Source organism: Variovorax sp. Varisp53 (genome assembly GCF_059491555.1).
This window is the reverse complement of sequence record NZ_CP168512.1, coordinates 4,866,089-4,890,060: the sequence shown is the minus strand read 5'-3', so window position 1 is coordinate 4,890,060 and position 23,972 is coordinate 4,866,089. Positions and strand designations below refer to the sequence as shown.

Annotated in this window: 19 protein-coding genes and 3 pseudogenes; 20 read left to right on the top strand and 2 right to left on the bottom strand. The window is 65.0% G+C overall.

Annotated features, from left to right (window positions below; all coding sequences use genetic code 11):
* Window positions 1–87 precede the first annotated feature (87 nt).
* Both ACEOAB_RS22920 and ACEOAB_RS22915 read right to left on the bottom strand, forming a co-directional pair.
* Window positions 88–300, bottom strand: a complete 213-nt coding sequence (locus ACEOAB_RS22920; protein ID WP_157609963.1) for a hypothetical protein — start codon at window positions 298–300, stop codon at window positions 88–90.
* A gap of 165 nt (window positions 301–465) precedes the next feature.
* On the bottom strand, window positions 466–1,074 hold the full coding sequence (locus ACEOAB_RS22915; protein ID WP_056589064.1) for a TetR/AcrR family transcriptional regulator: 609 nt from the start codon (window positions 1,072–1,074) through the stop codon (window positions 466–468).
* A gap of 219 nt (window positions 1,075–1,293) precedes the next feature.
* Between ACEOAB_RS22915 and ACEOAB_RS22910 the strand changes: the two genes are divergently transcribed.
* From ACEOAB_RS22910 to ACEOAB_RS22815, 20 genes and pseudogenes are all read left to right on the top strand, one after another.
* Window positions 1,294–2,082 (top strand): SDR family NAD(P)-dependent oxidoreductase, encoded by a 789-nt coding sequence (locus ACEOAB_RS22910; protein ID WP_056589063.1) that lies wholly within the window; start codon window positions 1,294–1,296, stop codon window positions 2,080–2,082.
* Window positions 2,083–2,234: 152 nt separating this feature from the next.
* Window positions 2,235–3,083, top strand: a complete 849-nt coding sequence (locus tag ACEOAB_RS22905; RefSeq protein WP_413748081.1) for an alpha/beta fold hydrolase — start codon at window positions 2,235–2,237, stop codon at window positions 3,081–3,083.
* Between the two features lie 66 nt (window positions 3,084–3,149).
* On the top strand, window positions 3,150–3,995 hold the full coding sequence (locus tag ACEOAB_RS22900) for an alpha/beta fold hydrolase (RefSeq protein ID WP_056589055.1): 846 nt from the start codon (window positions 3,150–3,152) through the stop codon (window positions 3,993–3,995).
* A gap of 66 nt (window positions 3,996–4,061) precedes the next feature.
* The gene (locus tag ACEOAB_RS22895) at window positions 4,062–4,460 is read left to right on the top strand and encodes a hypothetical protein (RefSeq protein WP_056589051.1); all 399 of its coding nucleotides are present in this window, start codon (window positions 4,062–4,064) and stop codon (window positions 4,458–4,460) included.
* Between the two features lie 102 nt (window positions 4,461–4,562).
* Window positions 4,563–6,176 (top strand): annotated as a pseudogene (choxAB, locus tag ACEOAB_RS22890) (cholesterol oxidase); the annotation flags it as partial.
* A 48-nt stretch (window positions 6,177–6,224) separates the two neighbouring features.
* The gene (locus ACEOAB_RS22885) at window positions 6,225–7,493 is read left to right on the top strand and encodes an NADH:flavin oxidoreductase/NADH oxidase family protein (protein ID WP_413748082.1); all 1,269 of its coding nucleotides are present in this window, start codon (window positions 6,225–6,227) and stop codon (window positions 7,491–7,493) included.
* A 38-nt stretch (window positions 7,494–7,531) separates the two neighbouring features.
* Complete coding sequence (locus tag ACEOAB_RS22880) at window positions 7,532–8,113, top strand: TetR/AcrR family transcriptional regulator (RefSeq protein WP_413748071.1); 582 nt, start codon at window positions 7,532–7,534, stop codon at window positions 8,111–8,113.
* 122 nt (window positions 8,114–8,235) lie between these two features.
* Window positions 8,236–9,237, top strand: a complete 1,002-nt coding sequence (locus ACEOAB_RS22875) for an NADP-dependent oxidoreductase (RefSeq protein WP_413748072.1) — start codon at window positions 8,236–8,238, stop codon at window positions 9,235–9,237.
* A 79-nt stretch (window positions 9,238–9,316) separates the two neighbouring features.
* The gene (locus ACEOAB_RS22870) at window positions 9,317–10,393 is read left to right on the top strand and encodes an alkene reductase (protein ID WP_413748073.1); all 1,077 of its coding nucleotides are present in this window, start codon (window positions 9,317–9,319) and stop codon (window positions 10,391–10,393) included.
* 189 nt (window positions 10,394–10,582) lie between these two features.
* Entirely contained in the window at window positions 10,583–10,990 is a 408-nt protein-coding gene (locus ACEOAB_RS22865) for a tautomerase (RefSeq protein ID WP_413748074.1), read from the top strand.
* Between the two features lie 31 nt (window positions 10,991–11,021).
* Window positions 11,022–11,711, top strand: coding sequence for a Crp/Fnr family transcriptional regulator (locus ACEOAB_RS22860; RefSeq protein WP_413748075.1), 690 nt, complete (start codon window positions 11,022–11,024; stop codon window positions 11,709–11,711).
* A 131-nt stretch (window positions 11,712–11,842) separates the two neighbouring features.
* A complete protein-coding gene (locus tag ACEOAB_RS22855) occupies window positions 11,843–12,430 on the top strand; it encodes an HD domain-containing protein (RefSeq protein ID WP_413748076.1) in 588 nt (195 codons plus the stop codon).
* 171 nt (window positions 12,431–12,601) lie between these two features.
* Window positions 12,602–13,915 (top strand): MFS transporter, encoded by a 1,314-nt coding sequence (locus ACEOAB_RS22850; protein ID WP_495653137.1) that lies wholly within the window; start codon window positions 12,602–12,604, stop codon window positions 13,913–13,915.
* A gap of 3 nt (window positions 13,916–13,918) precedes the next feature.
* On the top strand, window positions 13,919–15,073 hold the full coding sequence (locus ACEOAB_RS22845; protein WP_495653136.1) for an alpha/beta fold hydrolase: 1,155 nt from the start codon (window positions 13,919–13,921) through the stop codon (window positions 15,071–15,073).
* A 16-nt stretch (window positions 15,074–15,089) separates the two neighbouring features.
* Window positions 15,090–16,739 (top strand): long-chain-fatty-acid--CoA ligase, encoded by a 1,650-nt coding sequence (locus ACEOAB_RS22840; RefSeq protein ID WP_413748083.1) that lies wholly within the window; start codon window positions 15,090–15,092, stop codon window positions 16,737–16,739.
* Between the two features lie 49 nt (window positions 16,740–16,788).
* Window positions 16,789–17,544 (top strand): class II aldolase/adducin family protein, encoded by a 756-nt coding sequence (locus ACEOAB_RS22835; RefSeq protein ID WP_056589024.1) that lies wholly within the window; start codon window positions 16,789–16,791, stop codon window positions 17,542–17,544.
* Window positions 17,544–18,263, top strand: a complete 720-nt coding sequence (locus ACEOAB_RS22830; protein WP_413748079.1) for a haloacid dehalogenase type II — start codon at window positions 17,544–17,546, stop codon at window positions 18,261–18,263. The genes ACEOAB_RS22835 and ACEOAB_RS22830 overlap by 1 nt, the downstream gene beginning before the upstream one ends.
* Before the next feature lie 488 nt (window positions 18,264–18,751).
* Window positions 18,752–20,227 (top strand): annotated as a pseudogene (locus ACEOAB_RS22825) (serine/threonine protein kinase); the annotation flags it as partial.
* A 2,335-nt stretch (window positions 20,228–22,562) separates the two neighbouring features.
* Window positions 22,563–23,078, top strand: a pseudogene (locus tag ACEOAB_RS22820) (GAF domain-containing protein); the annotation flags it as partial.
* Window positions 23,079–23,246: 168 nt separating this feature from the next.
* Window positions 23,247–23,927, top strand: a complete 681-nt coding sequence (locus ACEOAB_RS22815) for a sensor histidine kinase (RefSeq protein WP_495653851.1) — start codon at window positions 23,247–23,249, stop codon at window positions 23,925–23,927.
* Window positions 23,928–23,972 lie beyond the last annotated feature (45 nt).

Sequence of the window (23,972 nt, the reverse complement as noted above, 5' to 3'; positions counted from 1 at the left end):
GAGGATGCTTCAGGCGCAGGTGTTGGAATCCGCCGAGCTCTGATCGGCGGAATTCAACAGGTCGAATACAGCGTCCCCCTCGGAGAATCACTGAAGGCGCCGTTCCAAGCGCTGTTCCAGTGGTCGGTTGCGAACGCGCAGGAAATCGAGGCAGCAAAGAAACGGTTCGACCTCTCCATCGCGGGTGGCGAGCCTGCGGATGGCGCCGTCGAAGGCGCCGACGACTGACGAGCACCCGCAGCTGCTTTCGACAGGCGTGCCTTCATGCTCACGCTCGAGGTTCAGCGGCGCGATCGACACCTTTGAACTGTTCGATCATGTGAGCTAATTGGCAGCGCTCATGGGAGCGGCCTGCCTAGCCACGCGTAGCAGTACGCGATCGCTCAGTAACCAGGCCGGTGACGACGATCTCGACGACGCCGTCACCCGAGAACCTGACTGGTGGTGCAAACGTGTCCGCGAGCCTCAGGAACGGCGGCTAGTCTTGTTCTTGCGTCCAGCGACCTTCGGTGCCGCGGACGCAAGGAGTGCGTCGCGGCAAACCGCCAGGAATTCATCGGCCAGAGGCGAGTCGTCGGGACACGCTCGCGACATGACGATGGCGCCCACGGCATGCGCCAGCGCGTCCAGGGTCTTGGCTCGCGCCTGGCCAGCATCTGCTGAACCCGACGCCGCGCGCTGGCTGGTCAGTGCGGCGACGAGGTCTTCGACGCCGGCCGCAAACGCGATTCTCACGGTCTCGGGCTGGCGTGCGGTATCCCCTCCAAGGGCCGCCATCGTGCAGCCGGTAGCCCGTGAGTCTCGGTGCTCTCGCGAGAGGTATTGCTCCACGAACTCCACCGGGCCAACACCATCGGTCATCGCAACGGTCTGCGCGATGCCGCACGCCGTCGATTCCGCAATCAGGTCGGCCTTGGATTCGAACTGCTTGTAGAAGCCGCCATGGGTGAACCCCGCAGCCGCCATCAGGTCGGCCACGCCAACCCCGTCGTATCCGTGCTCACGAAACAGCGTGGACGCCGTCTCGACGACGTGCGCCCGGTTTGCCTGAGCCTGTGCCTTGGTGACCTTCATTCTTCGACAACTGTGAGTTCGTTCCTGAACAAGCCCACTATACATTGATGTCGATCATCATCCAATACTTGACATGTTGGATTATGATCATCATCATTGAGCCATCGACAGTTTCCAGCCCTCGCGCCAGAGCCAGCTCGCTCGGCTCTCGGACTCGACAGCAGGAACTTCGAAGCGTTGCGCCCGCGCTTGCGGCCCCCTTCCAGCAGGAAACCGATCATGTCCATCCTCCCTACCGTCCTCATCACCGGCGCCTCCACGGGCATCGGCGCCACCTACGCCGAGCGCTTCGCGCAGCGCGGCCACGACCTCGTGCTCGTTGCCCGCGACAGATCGCGGCTGGAGGCGCTCGCCGCCCGCCTTCGCACCCAGCACCACATCGCAGTCGACCTGATGCCGGCCGACCTGACGCAGCAAGCCGACCTGGCCGCGGTGGAAGCCCGGCTGCGCGACGATGCCCGCATCGGGATCCTCATCAACAACGCCGGCATGGCGCAATCAGGCGGCTTCCTGCAGCAGAACGCTGACGGCGTCGACCGCCTCATCGCGCTCAACATCACCGCGCTGACGCGTCTCGCGGCCGCCGTTGCCCCGCGCTTTGCGCAGTCCGGCACGGGCTCCATCGTCAACATCGGCTCGGTCGTCGGCTTCGCCCCTGAATTCGCCATGTCGATCTACGGGGCGACCAAGGCGTTCGTCCTGTTCCTGTCGCAAGGCCTGAACCTCGAGCTTTCATCCAAGGGCGTGTACGTGCAGGCGGTACTGCCCGCGGGGACCCGCACGGAGATCTGGGAGCGTGCCGGGATCGACGTCAATTCGCTCACCGACCTGATGGAAGTGGGCGACCTGGTCGATGCGGCCCTCGTCGGCTTCGATCGCCGCGAACTGGTCACGATCCCGCCATTGCAAGTCGCCGGTCGCTGGGACGCGCTGGATGCCGCTCGCCAAGGCTTGCTCTCGGACATTCGCCAGGCGCAGGTGGCCGAACGCTATCGCTCGCAAAGCTGACCGCCTCCCACCCCATCCAACCCTGCAAAACTGCCATGACTTCATCTCCGCTGAGATCCAGCCTCTACGCCCTGGCGCTTTGTGCCGTGCTTGTGTCGCCGCATGCCGAGGCCAACGGCGCCCTCTCAACGGATGCGAGCCCTTCGAGGGCCATGGGTGTTCGGCCGGTGACCTGGAAAGAGGTCCCGACGCAGTTCGTCTCTGCAGGCGGCGTGGACTTCGCGTACCGGGAACTCGGTCAGCGCAACGGCGGCGTCCCCGTCGTGCTGCTCGTCCACCTGGCCGCTGTCATGGACAACTGGGATCCGCGCGTGGTGGATGGCCTGGCCGCGAAACACCACGTGATCGCCTTCGACAATCGCGGCATCGGATCGTCGAGCGGCAAGCCGGCCAACACGATGGAACAGATGGCCGACGACGCCATCACGTTCATCAAGGCCAGGGGATTCAAGCAAGTCGACCTCTTCGGCTTCTCGATGGGCGGGATGATCTCGCAGGAGATCGTGCTGAAGGAGCCGCAGCTGGTGCGCAGGATGATTCTTGCGGGCACCGGTCCGGCCGGCGGCGAGGGCATTAGCACGGTGGCGGGCGTGGCGAACTACGACCTGATGCGCGCGAAGCTCACCGGGCAAGACCCGAAGCAGTACCTGTTCTTCACGCGCACGCCCAACGGTATCGAGGCCGGGAAGGCCTTCCTGAAGCGCCTGCAGGAGCGTACGTACAACCGTGACGCGGAGATCGCGATCGGCGCCTATGTCGCGCAGCTCCAGGCGCTCAGCGCGTGGGGGCAAAAGGCGCCGGCAGACCTCTCGGTCGTGAAGCAACCCGTCCTGGTGGTCAACGGCGATGCGGATCGAATGGTTCCGACCCCCAACTCGCACGACCTTGCACGGCGCCTGCCCAACAGCCAGCTGATCATCTATCCCGATGCTGGCCACGGCGGCGTCTTCCAGTACCAGGAAGACTTCGTGCCCAAGGCCCTGGCCTTTCTCGCGAACTGAACCTCCGGGCGAGAAGGTACGCAAGCGCACTCACGGCGCAAATCTCCTGGTTTCAAAGGCAAGCACATGACTGACACGCACCTGACCGCACCCACGCGCTTCGTGGAAGTCGGCGGCACCCGATTCGCCTATCGCCGCTGGGGCAATGGAGCTGCTTCGCAGCCTCCGATGCTGTTCCTGCAGCACTTCCGCGGTGGCATGGATCACTGGGACCCGTTGATGACCGACGGCCTGGCCACCGGGCGTGAGGTGATCTTGTACAACGGCCGAGGTCTTGCCTCGTCCACCGGGGCGCCGCGCACCCGGATCGAGGATATGGCCGATGACGCCGCGGCGGTGATCCGGGCCCTGGGCTTGCGCCAGGTCGACGTGCTGGGCTTTTCGCTGGGCGGCTTCCAGGCCCTGGACCTCACGTGGCGCCACCCCGACCTGGTGCGCAAGCTGATGCTGCTGGGCACCGGGCCGCGCGGAGGCAACCCCGAAATGGAAGAGCGTGTGCTGACCACGGCCGTCAACCCGACGCCCACCTTCGAGGACTTTCGCTACCTGTTCTTCGGCCGGTCGGACCAGGCTGAACACGCCGCTCGGGCGTTCTGGGAGCGGCGTCACCAGCGGGTGGATCAGGACCCGCCGAGCTCTTTGGCGCTGATGCAGGGCCAGATCGAGGCCAACGTGCTGTACCTGCCCCGGCTGCAAGAGGACGACCCTTTCGCCTACCTGCGCGGCATCCACCAGCCCACGTTCATCCTCAATGGCGTGCACGACGTGATGGTGCCGACCATCAACTCGTTCTACATGGCGCGCAACCTGCCCAACGCGCAGTTGTTCATCTACCCCGATGCCGGCCATGGGCCTCAGTTCCAGTACCCGCAGCGGTTCCTGCAGCACGCGGTGCAGTTCCTGAGCGAATGACGGCCAGCGCCGCCGCCGCCCCCAGCGTCGCTTGATGTCAACCACCTTCTTCGAAGAGAGAACGCCATGTTCAAGTTCAAGTTCCTGTTGTGGGCCTTTGCACAACTGCTGCAGCGAAAGATCCGCAGCAACGCAGAGTGCGCCCGCTACCTCGGCGACAGGAAGCTCGTCTTCCAGATCCGCACAGCCTCAGGCGCTGGCCGCTGGTACGTCATTCAGAACGGCACCGTTCGCTCCTTCGCCGGCCTGGCCGACAACGCGGCGTTCACGTTCACCTTCTCGAATGCGGCCAAGGGCTTCGAGATCCTGTCGGCCAAGGACGCACAGCTCGCGTTTCTGCGCGGGGTGGGTAGCAAGGATCTGGTCGTGAGCGGCGACTTCCGCGAAGTGATGTGGTTCCAAGGTCTGACCGCCTACCTGCAGCCGCCCAAGGTCGTCACGCCCTGGGAGCGCAGCCCGTTCTGACAGCCGCTGGACCTGGCGCGCACGCACGCGCCAGGCCGGCAACACAACAACAAACGGAGACAAACCATGACGACATCGCCGGGAGCTGCCGTGCCCGACCCCATGCTGCACGCCGCGCATGCAGACACAGCGCCCTATGACTTCGACCACATCGTGATCGGCTCGGGCTTCGGTGGCAGCGTCTCTGCCCTGCGGCTGTCGGAGAAGGGCTACACCGTGGGCGTCATGGAAATGGGGCGACGCTGGAAGCCTGAAGACTTCCCCAAGTCGAACTGGGATGCACGACGCTATTTCTGGCGGCCGGGTCTTCGCATGTTCGGCTTCTTCAACATGCGGCTGTTCCGCCACGTCGTGGTGATGTGCGGCAACGCTGTCGGCGGCGGCTCGATCGCGTATGCCAGCGCCTTGCTCAAACCATCGCCGGAGGTGTGGGACCAGGGCTCCTGGGCCGGCCTGCAGGATTGGAAGCGGCTCATGCCAGCGCACTACGCCACCGCCGAACGCATGCTCGGTGTGGCCGACAACACGCTGCTGGGCGAGGCCGACCGGCGGCTCGAAAAACTTGCGCGCTTGGCCGGAGTAGGGGACAGCTATTACGCCGGCCGTTCGGGCACCTTCTTTCCGCCCCCCGGCGAACGCGGTGGCAAGACCTACCCTGACCCGTACTTCGGCGGCGAAGGCCCGGAGCGCAGTACCTGCATTGGCTGCGGTGGCTGCCTGGTGGGCTGTAGGCACAACGCCAAGAACTCGCTCGACAAGAACTACCTCTACCTCGCCGAGCGGCGCGGCGCCCAGGTCTTTGCGGAGACGCGGGTGGTCGATGTTCGTCCACTGAACGGCAAGCCCGATGGCAGCGACGGCTACGAAATTCACACCGAGTCGTCGACCGCGCTCTTCGACAAGCGGCGGCGCGTCTTTCGCTGCCGCACCGTGTTGTTTGCCGCGTCGTCGCTGGGTACGGTGGAACTGCTGCTGAGGCTGAAGGAAGGTGGCTCGCTGCCGCGACTCAGCGATGATCTGGGCAAGCGCATCCGCACCAACGCGGAATCTCTCCTCGGTCTGCGCTTCCCCGGGCGCGAGCCCAGCATGTCACCGGGCATCGCAGGCGGTGCCGCCCTCTACCTCGACCGGCATACCCATGTCGGCGTCGTGCGCTACGCAGAGGGCATGGATGGCACCAGCCTGCTGATGACGGTGATGCGCGGCGCCGCATCGGGCTGGAGACGCATCCCGGCGTGGCTCTGGCGCATGCTGCGCCATCCGCTCCAGGCGCTGCGGGTCCACAACCCGATCGGCTTTGCGCGCCAGACCATGCTCTTCGTGGTCATGCAGAACAAGGAAGGCCACATCGACCTGCGCCTGCGTCGCCCCTGGTACTGGCCGTTCGGCAAACAACTGAGCACCGAGGGGGCGCCGATTCCCGCCCACATTCCAGAGGCGAACGCCTTCGTCGAACGTGCGGCCAAGGCCCTCGGCGGCCTTCCCATGTCGCTGCTCACCGAAACCCTGTTCAACGTTCCCACAACGGCCCATTGCATGGGCGGTTGTGCGATGGCACAGACCGCCGAGCACGGCGTGATGGACGCCCGCAACCGCGTGTTCGGCTACCAGAACATGCTGATCTGCGACGGCTCCATGCTCAGCGCCAACCTGGGCGTGAACCCGAGCCTGACCATCGCGGCGATGACGGAGCTCGCCATGTCCCACATCCCGGCCAAGTCATCTCCCAACCCCGTTCACGACACATCACGCAGCGACATGCCCATGCCCAAGACATCCAACGCCAGCCACCAGCTTCTGAACCAGCCCCTGACATTGCCCAACGGCACGGTCCTGCGTAACCGGTTGGCCAAGGCCGCCATGAGCGAGACACTCGGCACCTACGACAACCGGCCGACGCCCAGCCTCGTTCGGCTATATGAACGTTGGGGCGCCTCGGGCCTGGGCCTGATCGTGACGGGCAACATGATGATCGACCGCCGCGCTCTGGGCGAGCCCGGCAACGTCGCCGTCGAGGACGAATCCGACCTGACCGTCTTGCGCCAGTGGGCAAAGGCGGCGACGGCGCAGGGCGCCGCCATCTGGGCGCAACTCAACCATCCCGGCAAGCAGTCCACCAAGGGCTTGAATGCCTTCAACCTCGCGCCTTCGGCCGTCCCCTTCCGCGAGGACATGGCAGCCTTCTTCGAGACTCCACGTGAAGCCACCGGGTCCGAGATCCACGACATCATCGAGCGTTTCGGGCGCAGCGCGGCCATCGTCAAGAAAGCCGGCTTCAGTGGCGTTCAGATCCATGGTGCCCACGGCTACCTGGTCAATCAGTTCCTGTCTGCGCATCACAACCGTCGCGACGACCAGTGGGGGGGAACCCTCGAGAAACGGCGACGCTTCCTGATGGCCGTCTATGCGGAGATCCGCCGACAAGTCGGTCCGGAGTTCCCGATCGGCATCAAGCTCAACTCGGCCGACTTCCAGCGTGGCGGCTTCACCGAAGAAGAATCGTTGGCCACGATCCGCGCGCTGGCCGAGGCAGGAATCGACTTGATCGAGATCTCCGGCGGGACCTACGAAGCGCCCGCCATGAGTGGCACGATGCAGGAACAGGCAAGGGCATCCACCGCGGCTCGTGAAGCGTATTTCCTCGACTTCGCCGGGAAGGTTCGTTCCGCTGTCCAGGTGCCCCTGATGGTCACAGGCGGATTCCGCACTGCGGCCGGCATGGAAGCCGCGCTGCGAACGGGCGCGCTCGATGTGGTGGGCCTGGCGCGCTTGCTGGCGATCGACCCCGACGCGCCTGCCGCACTACTCCGAGGTCGCGACAGCCTTCAACGCGTTCGCCCGATCAACACCGGTCTCAAGGTCGTGGATCGCATGGGAATCATGGAGGTGCTTTGGTACACGCGCCAACTCGGGCGCATTGCCAAGGGTAGAGACCCACAGCCGAGGGAAGGTGGGCTGTCTGCCTTCCTGAAGTCAGCGCTCATTAGTGGTTGGGGAACGTTTCGCACACGTCGCCTGCGCGCGCGCGGTTGAGCGTGCTCCTCGCACAAGCAGGCATTGCTGACTACCAAATGACGCGCACCAGGGCTGGATCCAAGAACGCTTCGCACGACCGCATCGCCGCGGCCGGCGCGCGGGCGATTCGCCGCAGCGGGTACGGCGGCGTCAGCATCGCTGACATCATGAAGGAGGCGAGTCTCACGCATGGCGGGTTCTACGCCCACTTCCCTTCACGCGAGGCCATGCTGGTCGAGTTGTCAGACCGAGCCGGCGCCGACGCCATCGCCATCTTCGCGCGCGTCGCGGAGGAGGCGCCGCCCGCGCAATCGCTGCGGGCGCTTCTGAGCACCTATCTCTGCGAAGAGCATTTGAGGCAGCCTGAGATTGGCTGCCCGATCGCCGCGCTGGGCACGGAAATGCCGCGACAGGCGCCGCCAATTCGGCGCGCGGTCACCCGCCGCATCAAGGAGATGATCGATCTGGTCTCGCGCGAGTCATCCGACTTCGGGCTGCCGGGCGCGCACGACCGAGCTCTGGTGATCACCGCCACCATCGTCGGGGCGCTGGTTCTGGCACGGGCGATCGACGAAGCGGCGTTATCCGAATCGGTGCTGAACGCAGTACGCGAGCACCTGATTTCCTCGCCGAGATGACTTATGCATGACCGCGCGCATTGAGCGCCCTGGCGCTGCACTGCATAACCCCGAAACCCCGCGGCGCACCAACGCCCCGACGACACACCCACCTGGCTCCGCCATGACAAAGGACGAAGACATTGAAAGCACTCACGTTCAAGCGCTACGGCAAGTCGCCCGGCATCGGCTTTGCCGAGATTGCCAGCCCCTCGTTGAAACCAGACGAAATGCTGGTGCAGGTCCATGCCGCGGGGGTGAACCCCATCGACAACATGGTCCCTGTGGGAACGTTCAAGCTCGTCCTGCGCTTCGACTTGCCCGCGACGTTGGGCAGTGATCTGGCAGGCGTGGTGGTCGAGGTGGGCAGCCGCGTAACCCGCTTCAAGCCTGGCGACGAAGTCTTCGCCAGCCTCTTCGACCTCGGCAAAGGATCTCTTGCAGAGTTCGCGGCGGTGCCGGAGAGCGCCGCCGCCTTGAAGCCGCACAACCTGGACTTCGTTCAAGCTGCGTCGATTCCGATGGTCGGACTTACCTCGTGGCAAGCACTGAAGGAGCGGGCAGGTCTGCGTCGAGGCCAGAAGGTGTTCATCCCGGCGGGCTCCGGCGGCATCGGTACGTTCGCGATCCAACTGGCTCACCACCTTGGCGCCAAGGTGGGCACCACCGTCAGCACGGGCAATGTCGAACTGGTTAGCAAGCTCGGTGCCGACGAAGTCGTCGACTACAAGAAGCAGGAGTTCGAGAAGGTACTTCGGGGCTATGACGCCGTGCTCGGCACCGTCCGGGGAGATGCCATCGCGAAATCCGTCGACATCCTCAATCCGGGCGCCAGGATCGTCTCCCTCATCGGCCCACTCGACGCTGCGTTCGCGCGCGCGAAGGGCTTGAACCTCATCCTGAGGTTTGTGTTGGGATTGATGAGCCGCAAGATCTTGCGCCTCGCGAGAAAACGGGACGTCAACTACTCATTCCTGTTCATGCGCCCCGACGGGAAGCAACTCGGGGAGATCGGTGAACTGCTCAAGTCCGAACGCATTCGGCCGGTGATCGACAAAGTGTTCCCCTTCGAGCAGGCCAAAGAGGCTCTCGACTACCTGGCGCAAGGACGAGCCAAGGGAAAGGTCGTCGTTCGTATCAAGTAGCCCGTCGTCATCGCCACGATCCGCAGCCGTGGCGGCACGCCCGCATTTTCAACACCTCGTTTTTCCATCAAGGACCATCATGCTTTTTGAACCTCTTGCCACGCCTTCGCTGCAACTCGCCAACCGCATCGTGATGGCGCCGATGACACGCAGCCGGGCCGTGGAGGCCAACACGCCGAACGACCTGATGGCCGAGTACTACGGACAGCGAGCTGCAGCCGGCCTGGTCATCACGGAAGGCACATCGCCGTCTCCGAACGGCCTGGGCTATGCACGCATCCCCGGGCTCTTCAACCAGGCGCAGGTGCAGGGATGGCGGCGGGTCACCGACGCCGTCCACGCCAGGGGCGGCAATATCTTCATCCAACTGATGCACACCGGACGCGTGACCCATGTGTTGAACCTGCCGGTCGCAGCCGAGGTCCTGGGGCCCACCGCCGATGCCTGTCCCGGTCAGATGCATACCGATGCGAAGGGCATGCAGCCGCACAGCCGCCCACGGGCCATGAGCCAGGACGACATTGCGCATGCCGTCGACGAATACGTCCAGTCGGCGCAACTCGCGATCGAAGCAGGATTCGACGGAGTCGAATTGCACGCCGCGAATGGCTACCTGATCGAGCAGTTCCTCAACGCCAATGTGAACCAGCGCACCGACCAATACGGCACCGGCATCGACGGTCGCAACCGCTTTGCAATCGAGATCGCCCGTGCCACCGCGGCGGCCATCGGCCCACAGCGCGTGGGCATTCGGCTCTCGCCTTATGGCGTGTTCAACAGTACTGGACCTTTTGCCGACGTGGACGCGCAGTACCTGGCGTTGACGCAGCAGCTGTCGGAGCTGGGCCTGCTTTACGTCCACGTTCTCGATCACTCGGCGATGGGAGCTCCCGCGGTGCCTGCCGAGCTGAAGACTCGTCTTCGCGCCGCCTTCAAGGGCCTGTTCATCCTCGCCGGCGGATTCGATCAGGCCAGCGCCGAGCGCGCGCTCGAAGCCGGTCAGGCAGACCTCATTGCCTTCGCCCGGCCCTTCATCGCCAATCCGGACCTGGTCGCACGCATGCGTACTGACGCCGCGCTCAACGTGCTGGACCCCGAAACCTTCTACACCCCGGGTGCCAAGGGCTACACCGACTACCCGGTACTTGCGGACTGAGCTGTACGGTCCGTCGACTATCAAGGAGCCATGTCATGAGCGTTCAGCAAGATCCGAAAGTGAGCTGGGAGCGAAAAGCGGATCGCGACGCGGAACCACGCCCATGCAGACTTCGCGTCAAAGGCCTTGTCCTTCCTCGAAGCCTGAAACACTGACTATGCCGGTTTGAAGGTCATCAAGAGATCGAACATGCCCTATCTCCAGCTCGACGTGAATGGAAGCTACGCAATCGCGGACAAGCAGCGCCTTGCGAATGCGCTTGCGGAAACCTACGCCCGGATGATGAGCGTGGACATGCGGCGTATCAGCATTGCCATCAGAGAACTGGGGGAGGGCGCTGTCTGGCGCATGGTCGATGGCGAGGCGGTCGAAGCCGCCGTGCTGATGTGTGACATTCGACGGGGTCGCAGCGCTGAACTTCGCCTCGCCGTGGCCAAGACGCTATGCGAAGACTGCACGGAGATCCTGGGCTTGCGCAAAGATCGATTGAACGTTGAGTTCACTCAGCATTCGGCCGATGAGATGTATCACCCCACCTTGGGCGGATACAGCCCGGAATGGACGTCGGCCGAGGAGGGCGGCACATCGCCCGCGTGATCTGCCACCAGGCAACGGCCGCATCCTGGATATGTCGACATCGCACAAAGAACTGCTGCGCATATTTGGCGACGCGTGGTTCGAATCGGTTGAGCCCGCGTCACAAGAGTTATTGCTGACGCAAGGACGCTCCATTCACGTTCGAAGCCGTGAATTCGTCGTGCGCAAAGGCGACACGGCCAATGGTCTCTTCGGCGTGGTCAGTGGTGTTCTCGCCGCGTCCTCGTTACTCGAAGACGGGCGACAAATGATCTTCGGCTTGCTGGAGCCTGGAGATTGGTGCGGTGAGGCATCGTCGCTGGACGGACTGCCGCGCACGCATGACATCCATGCCTTGCGGAACTCCGAATTGCTGCACATCTCGCCGCCTCTGTTCGAGCGGTTGATGCAGGATGCCAGTTTTGTGCGGGCGATTGCAGTCCTGCAGACGGCACGCATCCGAACCATGTTCGGCTTCTTCGAGGATGCGGCGCTGCGCAGCACGCGGGCCCGTGTCGCGCGCCGGCTACTGAGGCTGGCGCGCGGCGATGCTTCGGCCTTGCCTCGTTCCCGGCGCGTGATTCCCATCACACACGAGACCCTCTCGATGATGTTGGGCATCACCCGTCAGACCTTGTCGCTTGAACTCAAGGCCTTGGCTGCGACGGGTGCGCTGTCGCTGTCGTACGGCCGCATCGCCATCGAGTCGGAGCAAACGCTGAGCGCACTCAGCGAGGTCTGAATACGGGACGGCGACGCCCGGCTGCCGGGCGTGGGCCTCGGGACTTACCCGCGGAATGTCAGCTGGCATGCATTCGTGTGGAGGCACTGATTCCTACCATCGTGCGTCATTCATCAGAAGAGCCTACTCCCATGACCGATCGCGCGAAATTTCGTAGTTTTCAAGAAAGCACGGCCCAAGATTGGAAGGTGATCGCGGGCGAGTTCCAAGCCTTTTCCAAAGGTCTGGCCGACCGTGTCCTTCATCACCTGAGTCTGCTGCGCGGCGACTTCGGAGGTTTCCCCATCGACCGCCTCGATCACTCCTTGCAAACGGCAACCCTGGCCTTGCGCGATGGCCGTGATGAGGCTTACGTGTGCTGTGCCTTGCTGCATGACATCGGCGACACGCTGGGAACATTCAATCACCCCGACATCGCCGCAGCGGTGCTGAAGCCGTTCGTGAGCGAAGCGGATCATTGGATGGTGCAGAACCACGGGATCTTCCAAGGGTATTACTTCTTTCATCACCTCGGCATGGATCGCGATATGCGCGAGCAGTTCGTCGGGAATCCGCACTATGACCGCACCGCGGAATTCTGCGAGCTGTATGACAGTCCGGCGTTCGACCCGAAAGCCGAGACGCTGCCGCTGTCGGAGTTCGAGCCCATGGTGCGCCGGCTGTTCCAGCATCCGGTCAACAGCATCTACAAGAAGACTGCCTCGATGGCAGAGGTCTGACGGAACGGTGCGAGTGGGCCTTCGCCGGTCCCTCGCATTCCACAGCGGCTGCGTGCGCGGCCGCGCCAAGCCAAAAGATGTGCAAACGCAAGAAAAAGTTGGAGACACACGATGAATCGAGCGACAGGCCCCGCCGCGGCAAGACCACATGACGATGCGCGCAGAGACGCGATGTACCGCAAGATCACCTGGCGGCTTATCCCGCTGCTGTTCCTTGCCTACGTGGTTTCCTACATCGATCGCATCAACGTTGGCTACGCCAAGCTTCAGATGAGCTCGGACCTGCATCTGACCGATGCCATCTATGGACTCGGCGCGGGCATCTTCTTCGTCGGGTATGCGCTCTTCGAGGTTCCCAGCAACGTGCTCCTGATGCGCATTGGTGCACGCCTGACGATCATGCGCATCATGGTGTGCTGGGGTTTGGTCTCGGCGGCGACGATGTTCATCACCACGCCGATGCAGTTCTACATTGCCCGCTTCCTGCTCGGGGCCTTCGAGGCCGGGTTTTTTCCCGGCATCGTGCTGTACCTGACCTTCTGGTTTCCGGCGGCACGCAGAGCGCGCATCCTCGCCTTGCTCATGAGCGCGGTGGTGGTGGGCGGGCTCGTTGCGGGTCCGATGTCCGGCTGGATCCTGCAGAACCTCGATGGCTGGCACGGCCTGCGTGGCTGGCAGTGGATGTTCTTGCTCGAAGGTGTGCCGGCCGCGGCATTGGGCTTCGTGGTCTATGCCTGCCTGTCCAACTCGCCCGACGAGGCTCGGTGGCTCTCCGAGGACGAGAAGCGCATGATCCGTATCGACCTGCCCAAGGAGACGGCACCCCACGCGTCCACACCTCCTGTGGAAGCCGCACTTGACGCCCTGCGCGACCCAAAGGTCTACCTGCTGTCGTTTCTGTACTTCGCGGCTGTTTGCGGTGGCACCACCCTGAGCTTCTGGATGCCCACGATGATCCAGAGCCTCGGCGTCAAGAGCATGCAGACGATCGGCCTGATTTCTGCCGTGCCCTACGCGTTTGGTGCGCTGGCGATGATCCTGTACGGCCGCCACTCGGACAAGCGTGGCGAACGCCGCTGGCACTACGCGGTGGCAGTGGCCATTGGTGGGGCAGGGCTTGCGCTTACGAGCTGGACCGCTGCCTACATGTGGCTGTCGGTGGCGCTGATCGCGATCGCAATCGCGGGCTCTGTTTCTTCGCTGCCGGTGTTCTGGGCAGTCGCGACGACGCAGCTGTCGCGGCAATCGACCGCCGCCGGCATCGCGATCATCACAAGCCTGGGCAATCTGGCTGGACTGGCGTGCCCTTACATCCTGGGCGTGATCAAGCAGTCCACCGGCAGCCTGACGGGCGGCCTCCTGATCATCGCCGGCGTCATGCTGATGGGTTCCCTCGTGATGGTCGGCAGTGGTTCGATCCGGCGCGGTGCCGCCGCGCTCCGCCCTGCGCTGATCGAGAAGATGCCGGACGCCTACGCGCGCTGACCCTTGGCCGAGGAAGACGCCTTGACCCTCTTGCCGCTGGGCCCTGGCGTGCGCCCACGCCAGGCCGATAACGGAAACGGCCTCCACATGCATTGGCTTGAAGCGGGCGATGCAAGTCCCGAGACGCCAATGGTCGTGCTGCTGCATGGTTTCCCCGAGCTGGCGTTCAGCTGGCGTCACCAGCTGCTCGCGCTCGCGCAGGCCGGCTTCCACGTGGTGGCTCCTGTCCAGCGCGGTTACGGCCGCACCACGGGCTGGACCGCCAATGTCGATACCGACCCACGTGCCTTTCGCATGGACAACCTGGTGCGCGATGTTCTGGGGCTGATCCATGTGCTTGGGAAGAAGTCGGTGCACGCCGTGGTCGGCCACGACTTCGGCTCGCACGTCGCGGCCTGGTGCGCGCTGATCCGCCCCGATATCTTCCGTTCGCTGGCCATGCTGGCCACGCCGTTCACCGGGCCGCCGGCAATGCCGCTGGGTGCTGCCGACACGCCGGACCCGCGCGCCCGACAGCTCGCAGAAGCGCTTGCCGGCCTGTCCACCCTGGAGCGCCCGCGAAAGCACTATCAGCTGTACTACTCAGGTCTCGAAGCCAACGCCGAGATGCACGGCGCAAGCCAGGGCCTGCGCGAGTTCCTTCGGGGCTACTACCACCTCAAGAGCGCGGAAGGCGCCGACAAGCGGCCCGCGCCTTTGCCCGACCTGAGTGCGGCGTCGCTGGCCGGGCTTCCGACCTATTACGTGATGGATGCGGACCTGGGCATGGCCGACACCGTGGCGCGAAGCATGGCGCAGCGCGAGATGCAACCGAGCCGATGGCTGTCTGAAGAGTCGCTGAACGTGTACAGCGATGAGTTCGGCCGCACCGGCTTCCAAGGGGGGCTGCTGTGGTATCGGGCCGCCACAACTCGCGGGTTGCAGCAGGAGCTGCAGATCTACGCCGGACTGACCGTCGACGTGCCCAGCTGCTTCATCGCCGGAGAAATGGACTGGGGCGTCCACATGCTGCCCGGGGCACTCGACGCAATGCAGAACGATGCATGCACGCGTTGGGTCTCGACCCGGTTCATCGCCGACGCCGGTCATTGGGTGCAACAAGAACAACCGGAGGCGGTCAATGCTGCTCTCCTCGACTTTCTCAAAACAGGCCGCTGAAATGAAATCTGTAACCATGGAATCGAACCCCGCGCCGGACGCCTTCGGCGCAAACACGCTGCTGATCAAGCAACTGCTGGAAGCCGGGCTGTCCCGCAGCCCTTCAGAAGAGATCGTGTACGGCGATGCCGTGCGCTTCGACTACACCGAGCTGAACCGGCGCATCGGCCGTCTGGCGGCCGGGCTGGCATCGCTTGGTGCGCGTCCGGGCGACACCGTCGCAGTCATGGACTGGGACACCCACCGCTATCTGGAGTGTTTCTTCGCGGTGCCAATGGCGGGCATGGTGCTGCACACGGTCAACGTGCGGCTCTCGGTCGAGCAGCTGCTCTACACAATCAACCATGCCAAGGACGACTTCATCCTCGTCAATACCGAGTTCCTGCCGATGCTTGAGGCTATCTGGGATCGGGTGGATCCGGGTAAGCAGCTGGTGCTCCTATCGGACGCGGCAAGCCCGCGGGAGACGCGCTTGCCTATCGCTGCCGAGTACGAGGCTTTACTCGGGGGCTCGAATCCGGTGACCGCATGGTCTGATCTGGACGAGTCGACGCGGGCCACGACCTTCTATACAACCGGCACCACAGGCCTGCCCAAGGCGGTGTATTTCAGTCATCGTCAGCTCGTGCTGCACACCCTGGCCAGCCGCGCTGCTCTGGCAGGGCCGGGCGCGGGCCGCTTCAATCACGACGACGTGTACATGCCGGTCACGCCCATGTTCCACGTGCATGCCTGGGGCCTGCCCTACTTGGCCACGATGTTGGGAGTCAAGCAGGTCTATCCGGGGCGCTATGTTCCCGACCGCCTGCTGGCGCTGTTCGAGCGCGAGAAGGTCACGTTTTCTCACTGTGTGCCGACCATTTTGCAGATGATGTTGGACTCGGCGGCGGCGAGGGGCCAGCGCCTGGACGGCTGGACGGTGGTCATCGGCGGAGCAGCGCTCGCCCAATCGCTGGCAAAGGCCGCCATGGGCCGCGGCGTCGACGTGTTCGCCGGCTACGGAATGTCGGAAACCGGTCCCATCTTGACGCTGGCGCAACCCCGCTCAGCAAATTCCGGAGCGCCGACCGACGAGGAGGTCACGGCCCGCTGCCATGCGGGTTGGGCGATTCCGTTCGTCCAGTTGCGCGTGGTCGACGAAGCGATGAAAGACCTGCCGCGTAATGGAAGTTCGGCCGGCGAGCTCGTGGCCCGTTCGCCGTGGCTTACACAGTCTTATCTTGGCGACCCGCAAGCCAGCCAGGCTCTGTGGCGTGGCGGATGGTTGCACACGGGCGACATCGCGGTGATGGACCCGGATGGCTGTGTTCGGATCGTTGACCGCCTGAAGGACGTGATCAAGACCGGTGGCGAATGGGTCTCCTCGCTGCAGTTGGAGGACATTCTGTTGAAGCATCCCCAGGTGCGGGAAGCCGCAGTCATCGGAATTCCCGACCCGCGCTGGAGCGAGCGTCCTGCTGCCATCGTGGTTCTCACGGCGGATGCCGTTCCCGATGCGGACGCCATCCGTGCCCACGTCAAGCAGTTTGCGGACGCTGGCGCCATCTCGAGGTTCGCGATCCCGCAGGAGGTGACCTTCGTCGACAGCCTGCCCAAAACCAGTGTGGGCAAGCTGGACAAGAAACTGATGCGGGCGCAGCAGGCGCAGATCGAAGGTGCCGTGTAACCGGAGCGTTCCGCACAACCCGACCATCCCCCATTCGAAGGAGTCTTTCGTGCATATTCCATCTCTCAAAGAAGTCGTCAGTGCCGAAGAATGGCAACTGCGTTGCGATCTGGCCGCCTGCTACCGCCTCGTGGCGCTGCACGGCTGGACCGACCTGGTATTCACGCACATCAGTGCGCGCTTGCCCGGCGACGCCCATGACTTCCTGATCAATCCGTACGGCCTGCTGTTCGACGAAATCACGGCGTCCTCGCTCCTCCGCGTCGACGCGGACGGCAATCAGCTCACCGAATCGCCTTTCACGGTGAATCGCGCCGGCTTCGTCATCCATAGCGCCATCCATGCTGCCCGGCCGGACATCCAGTGTGTGTTGCACACCCACACCCGTGCAGGCGTCGGCGTCAGCGCGCAGCAGGGCGGCGTGTTGCCCATATCGCAGCAGTCAATGGTGATCCAGGGTTCGCTGGCATATCACGACTACGAAGGCATTGCGCTGCGCGACGAGGAAAAGCCGAGATTGCAGGCGGACCTGGGCAAGGCGAACTATCTGATGCTGCGTAACCACGGCCTGCTCACGGCGGGTACTACGATCGCCGATGCCTTCCTGGCCATGTACATCTTCGAGAGTGCTTGCCAGATCCAGATCGCGGCGCAGGCAGGCGGTCCGTTGACCATGCTCGACGAGTCCATCCAGGCGACCGCGGAAGCCGATGCGCGGGCACAGACCGGTGGCATCGGTGGCCGCTTCGTATGGCCTGCGCTGTTGCGCAAGCTAAATCGCACCAATCCGGGCTACGACGTCTGATGGAACACGTGAACCCCCAAGGAGCGGCGCACGTCAAGGTCCTGGCCTTCGATGTCTTCGGAACGGTGGTCGATTGGCACAAGAGCATCATGCGAGAGGTCCAGTCGATGAAACTCGACGTGGATGGCGATCAGTTCGCGCTAGCCTGGCGAGCCGGGTACATGCCGGCGATCCGGAAAGTCATGTACGGCGAACTCGACTGGACCTTGATCGACGACCTTCATCGGATGATCCTGGACGCACTTCTGGAGACCTTCCAGGTGACCCATCTGAAGGAAGAAGAAAAGCGGAAGCTGAACGGTGTCTGGCACCGGCTGGATCCGTGGGCCGATAGCGTGGAAGGGCTGACCCGGCTGAAATCGCGCTACACGATCTGCACCATGTCGAACGGCAACATCGGTTTGCTGGCCAACATGGCGAAGAACGCCCGTCTGCCGTGGGACTGCATCCTCTCCGCAGAGATCTTTCGCAAGTACAAGCCCGATCCGGCGACTTACCTGGGCGTTGCCAAGGTCTTCGGCGTCGAACCCGGCGAGGTCATGATGGTGGCGGCCCACCAGGACGACCTGGCACATGCGCGTGCGTGCGGGCTGAAGACCGCTTACGTCGAACGGCCACTGGAGTACGGCCCTTCGCAGCAGAAGGACGTGTCGCCCCATCCGGACAACACGGTCCACTCCAGGAACTTGGTGGAGCTTGCCGCGGCGCTGAACTGTTGAACAAATGGCCGTGAGAGCATCTGCTCATGCACGCAGCTAGATCCATCAGCGTTCGGTCTGCTCGCGGGCAAGCAATCATCGCCAGCAGCGCTGAGGCAATGCTTCCGTGCTTCACCTGTCGAGCGACGATCTCGTACGCCTCGGTCCGATTCGACCTGAGGGTGGGACGTCTCAATCTTGCGACGATTGCGCCGTTTCATCGCGTGATTGTGCAAGCGAGTCTGGAACGGGCGGTCAGAGAAATGAAGACCTGCGCATGCATTGACGGTCCGAAGCCGAGGCCATTGCGTCCGGGTTGCAGCGGCGCGCGCCTCACGCCTAACAACGCCTAACACCACCCAACGCTTTCGGCGCCTATCTCGCGACCCGCGGAGTTCCAATGGTGTCTTGCGGACGAACGCGTCTGAATACGGGGAGAAAAGAACGGCGGCATCCGGACTGAGCCCACGCATTTCGCAGCCCGGGCAGTCAAAAAAAGGCCTACATCCATGCAACACCAGGAACTCACCAGACAAGAACAGGCAGCCTTGCCGGATGCCTCCGCTGTCGAGGGGCACGGGACTTCGGTAATGCAATACCGGGACTTTCGCGAACTGAGTGCCGGCACGCCGCGCCTGGAGCGCGCACGCGCCCGTGGCGCGGTCTCGTCGCTCGTGGCCGGGCGTGGCCAGACCGCGCCGGCCACTGCCGCGATGCTTCAACGCGAGTACGCGTTTCGCCATGCGCTTCGCGACGAATGGGCGGCGGTTCCGATCGCGTTGGTGCCGCACGGAGAAAGCTCCCTTCTGATACTGAACGACCCCGGCGGCGAGACGCTTCGTCGCGGCGCGGCGCCCACCGCCGATACGGCTGCCTTCCTTGCGCTCGCACAGCGCCTCACCGCTGCCGTCGGCGCGATGCACGTTGCCGGCGTCCTGCACCGCGCACTCACGCCGGACCGCATGCTGCTTGCCGATGACGGGCACGTTCATCTCACCGGCTTCGGCCATGCCACCAACGTCGCCCGCGAAGCCAAGGCCGTGGGCGACGATCAGCTCGCCTGGGACGAGGACAGCTTCAACTACATGGCGCCGGAGCTGGGCGCGCGCATGAACCTGCGAGTGGATGTGCGTGCCGACCTCTACGCGCTCGGCTGCATCTTCTACGAACTACTGGTCGGAAGGCTTCCGTTTCATGGCGCCGATGCCGCCGCTCGCGTTCACGCGCACGCGACCCAGACCGCCCGTGCGCCGTGCGACTTGGTGGAAGGCGTTCCCGAGCAACTCTCGCTGCTGGTCATGAAGCTGCTCGAGAAAGCCCCCGGGCAGCGCTATGCGGACGCCGCCGGCGTGCTGGCCGATCTGCGGCGCTGCGAGGCCCTGCTGCGCCAGCACGGACGCGTTCCGGGTTTTGCACTCGATGCTCATTCGGCCCTGCGCAGGCCCCGCGCTGCGGATCGGGTGCTGGGGCGCAATGCCGAACTCGAGACGCTGCTGGCGCTCTACCGCACGGTCGCGGACAACGCTCGTTCGCGCGCAGCCTGGGTCTCGGGCCCGTCCGGGATCGGCAAATCGACGCTTCTGCGCGAGGCGATGGCGCGCGTGCAGCCTTCCGGCGCGCCGCTTCTGGCCACAGCCAAAAGTGAAGAGGGCGGCCGTGGCAGGCCGTATGCATTGCTGGTGGAGGCGCTCGATCCGCTGCTGCAATACGTGCTCGGTTGCGCCGAAGAAGAATTCGCGCTCTGGCGCAGCCGCATCGCCGCCGCGGCAAAACCCGTGGAGCGGACCTTGGCCGCCCTGTTGCCAGCCCTGGGCACGATCGCCGGCCTGCAGCCTGGACAGCCCGCGCCTGCCGACGCGCCTGACGCGGCCCCCGCAATCGAACGCGAGCGCGTACTGCAGGGCATGGCGCGGCTGATCGCCTGCTTCGCAACGCCCGCCCGGCCGCTCGTATTGCTGCTGGATGACCTGCAATGGGCCGACTTCGAAACGCTGCAGGTGCTCGAACGCCTGCTGTACCAGCATGACGACGCAGCCTTGCTGCTGGTCGGCACCTTCCGCGACAACGAGGTGGCTGCGGACCATCCGCTGCGCGCAGGCCGGCTTGCCGAAGTGCCAGAGGCCGTCCGCATCGAACTCGGGCCGCTGGACGAAGGCGCCCTGCGCGAAATGGTTGCGGCGACGCTGCAACAGGACGTGAGCGCCATCGGAGAACTGGCCGAGGTCATCGGCCAAAAGACGGAACGAAACCCGTTCTTCGCACGGCATCTGCTCCACCTGCTGGCCGACGAAGGGCTGCTTGTCTACGATGCGGAAGCCGCCTCGTGGCGCTGGAGCGTCGAAAGGCTCGTGGCGCACCCTGGTGCCGACAACGTCGACGACCTGATGGCGCGCCGGTTCGAGCAGTTGCCCGCGTCAACGCAGGCCGTGTTGCGTCTGATGGCGTGCCTCGGCCACCGGGCATCCGACACCGCGCTCGCGCTCGCCATGAACGTGAGGCCCGGGACCGATGCGGCCGGGCGCCTGCGAGCGGCGCTGGACGACGCACGCGAGGCCGGCAGCATCCTGCGCGATGGCAACGGCTGGGTTTTCCGGCATGACCGCATTCGCGAGGCCGCCTATGGCTCGATCCCGCCCGAGGAGAGGCCGCGAATGCACCTGCAGATCGTGCGGCGCCACATCCTGCACGCGACCGACCCCGCCCAGGTGTTCGCGCTCGCCGCGCAGGCCAGCCTTGCCCGCCCGGCCGTCGACGCGCCCCAGGAGCGACGCGACTTCGCGCGCCTCAACCTGGAAGCCGGCCGCCAGGCGAAGGCCGCGACAGCCCATCATTCGGCGCTCGGCTTCTTCCGCGCTGCGCTCGCCTTTCTGGGTGAAGAAGATTGCAGCGACGACGGCCTGAACGCGCGCGCGCTTTGCGGCGAGGCCGAGTTCATGACGGGGTCGCTGGAAGCCGCCGAGGCCCGCCTGTCGGCGCTGGAGGAGGTCGCGGGAGATGGCATCTTCGGGTCCGATCTCGCGCGCCTGCGGGCGGCGCTGTACACCACGCTCGGCAGGTTCGACCAGGCGCTGGATGTCGGCCTCGCCTTCCTGTGCAAATCCGGCATCGACATGCCCAGGCGGCCCGACGATGCCGCGGTCGACCGGGAGCACGCCACACTGCAGGCATGGATCGATCGCCATGGCATCGGCGCCTTGCGGCAGTTGCCCATCGTGGCCGATCCGCTGCGCCGCGCCATCACCGACATCTTCGCCGACCTCATTCCGCCGGCGCTGTACACCGACCACAACCTGGTCGACTTCATCCTCCTGCGCATGATCCGCATCGGCATCGCGCAAGGCCACGCCGACGCCTCGGCGGACGGTTACGTCTGCATGACACAGGTCTTTGGCGTGCGCTACGGCAACTACGCCGCCGCCCGCGAATTCGGCGCACTCGCGCTGCACCTGGTCGACGAGCGCGGCCTCGCCCGGTACCGCGGCCGGGTCTACATGGCCTTCGGGACCCTGGTGGTTCCATGGACGCAGCCGGCGCGCGCGGCGCGCGACTACATCCGGCGCGCCTACGACGTCGCCGTGGCGAGCGGCGACCACACTTTCGCGATCTATTGCGGCCGCAACCAGGCGACGGGAATGCTGTTCGCCGGGGAGTACCTGGGCGACGTGCGGGACACGGTCGAACGTGGCCTGGCCATCGCCCGCGACGCGAACTTCCAGCTCGTGATCGACGCGCTGCTGGCCCAGAAGGCGCTGCTGGCGCAGTTGCAGGACGGCACCGAGGGCGATCGCGACGCCCAGCCGCGCACACCGCAGGAAGGCGAGCCTGCAACGCTCGTGGACTTCGCCTATTGGGTGTACAAGCTGCAGGCGGCGCTGATCGGCGGCAGATTGACCGAGGCGATCGACGCACGCCGCCGGGCCGAGGCCTGCGCGGCCTCGGGCCGCACCTTCGCCGAAAGCGGCGACCTGCCGTTCTACGGCGCGCTGGCGCTGCTCGCATTGCCCACGCGCGATGCACCCCAGCAGGCGGCGCTCCAGCGGGACGTGCAGCAGCTCCAGACCTGGGTCCTGGCCTGTCCGGCCAACTTCCTGGCCCGCTACCAGCTGGTAGCGGGCGGAGTTGTGCCGCATCGATGGCGATCCGCTGGCGGCGGTGGAGGCCTATGCGCGGGCGGTGACGCACGCGCGGCGACATGGCTTCACCCAGGTCGAGGCCCTGGCAGCCGAGCGCGCCGCGGCCTTTCATGCCGGCCGCGGCGACGACCTGTCCGCGCACGGCAACCTGCGCCATGCCCGCGGCGCGTGGCAGCGCTGGGGTGCCATGGCCAAGGTGCGGCAGTTGCAGTCGGCGCATCCGGGGCTCTTCGAGACCGAGGACTCTGCCGCGAGTACGCGGCGCATGCAGGCGCTGGACGCGCAGGCCGTGCTGCGCATCTCGACGGCACTCGCCAGCGAAATCGTCCCCGCTCGCCTGGTCGAAATCCTGCTGCGCACCGCACTCGAAAACGCTGGCGCCGAGCTCGGCACGCTGGCGCTGCTGCGGCACGAGGTCTGGCAGGTGCGCGCCCAGGCGCGGGTGCTCGACGGTGCCATCGCGCTCACGCAGGCGGGCGTCGCTTTCGATGCGCAGGCGCTGCCGGTGTCGATCGTCCAGGCCGTCGCGCGCACGCAGCAGCACGTCGTGGTGGACGATGCGCGCGAAAGCACGTCGCTCGCACAGGACAACTACATCCGCCACCGGCGTCCGCGCTCGATCCTGTGCGTGCCGCTGATGCGCCATGCCACGCTCATCGGCGCGCTTTATCTGGAGAACAACCTCGCCTCGCATGTGTTCACGCCCGCCAAGGCCGAAGTGCTGGAGGTGATCGCCTCGCAGGCGGCCTTCGCGTTGGAGAACGCCCGGCTTTACGAGGAGCTGATCGACCAGAACCACCAGCGTGCGCATGCCGAGGAACAACTGCGCAGCACGCTGACCGAGCTCGAGCGCGCGAGCCGCCTGAAGGCGATGGGCGAGCTGGTGGCCTCGATCGTGCACGAGGTCGGCCAGCCGATCGCGGCGGTCGATACCTCGGCCAGCGCCGCACTGCGCTGGCTTGACCGCAGCCCGCCCAACATCGGCGAAGCCCGCGAGATGCTCACGCACATCAGCAAGAGCGCGCTGCGCGCCCGCACCATCATCCAGGGTCTTCGTGCCAAGGCGCGCAACGCGGAGCCGCAGTTCGCCGCATTCGATCTCGGCGAGGCCCTGCACGAGGCGGCTGCCCTGGTCGCGGGTGCGCTCGACACCATGGGCGTGACACTCGAGATGAAGGGCCTGGACGCGCCGGTTCCCGTGCACGGCGATCGCGTTCAGTTGCAGCAGGTGGCGGTCAATCTGCTGATGAACGCGGCCGAGTCGATGGCCTCTCTCCCGCACGGCCCGCGGCCGCTGCTGCTGGCCTGCGTGAACGACGAGAGCCATGTGCGCATCGTCGTGGACGATGCCGGCCTGGGCATCGACCCCGACGCGGCGGAGCATCTGCTCAAACCCCTGTTCACCACCAAGTCGAACGGCATGGGCATGGGGCTGGCGATCTGCAAGTCGATCCTCGATGCACACGGCGGAACGCTCGCCCTGGGACAGCGCGAGACCGCCGGCACGCGTGCCGTCTTCAGCCTGCCGCGGCCAGGCCTTGCCGCGAGCTGAGCAGCTCTTGCCGATAAAAAGGACGACGACCCGATGTCCCTTCCA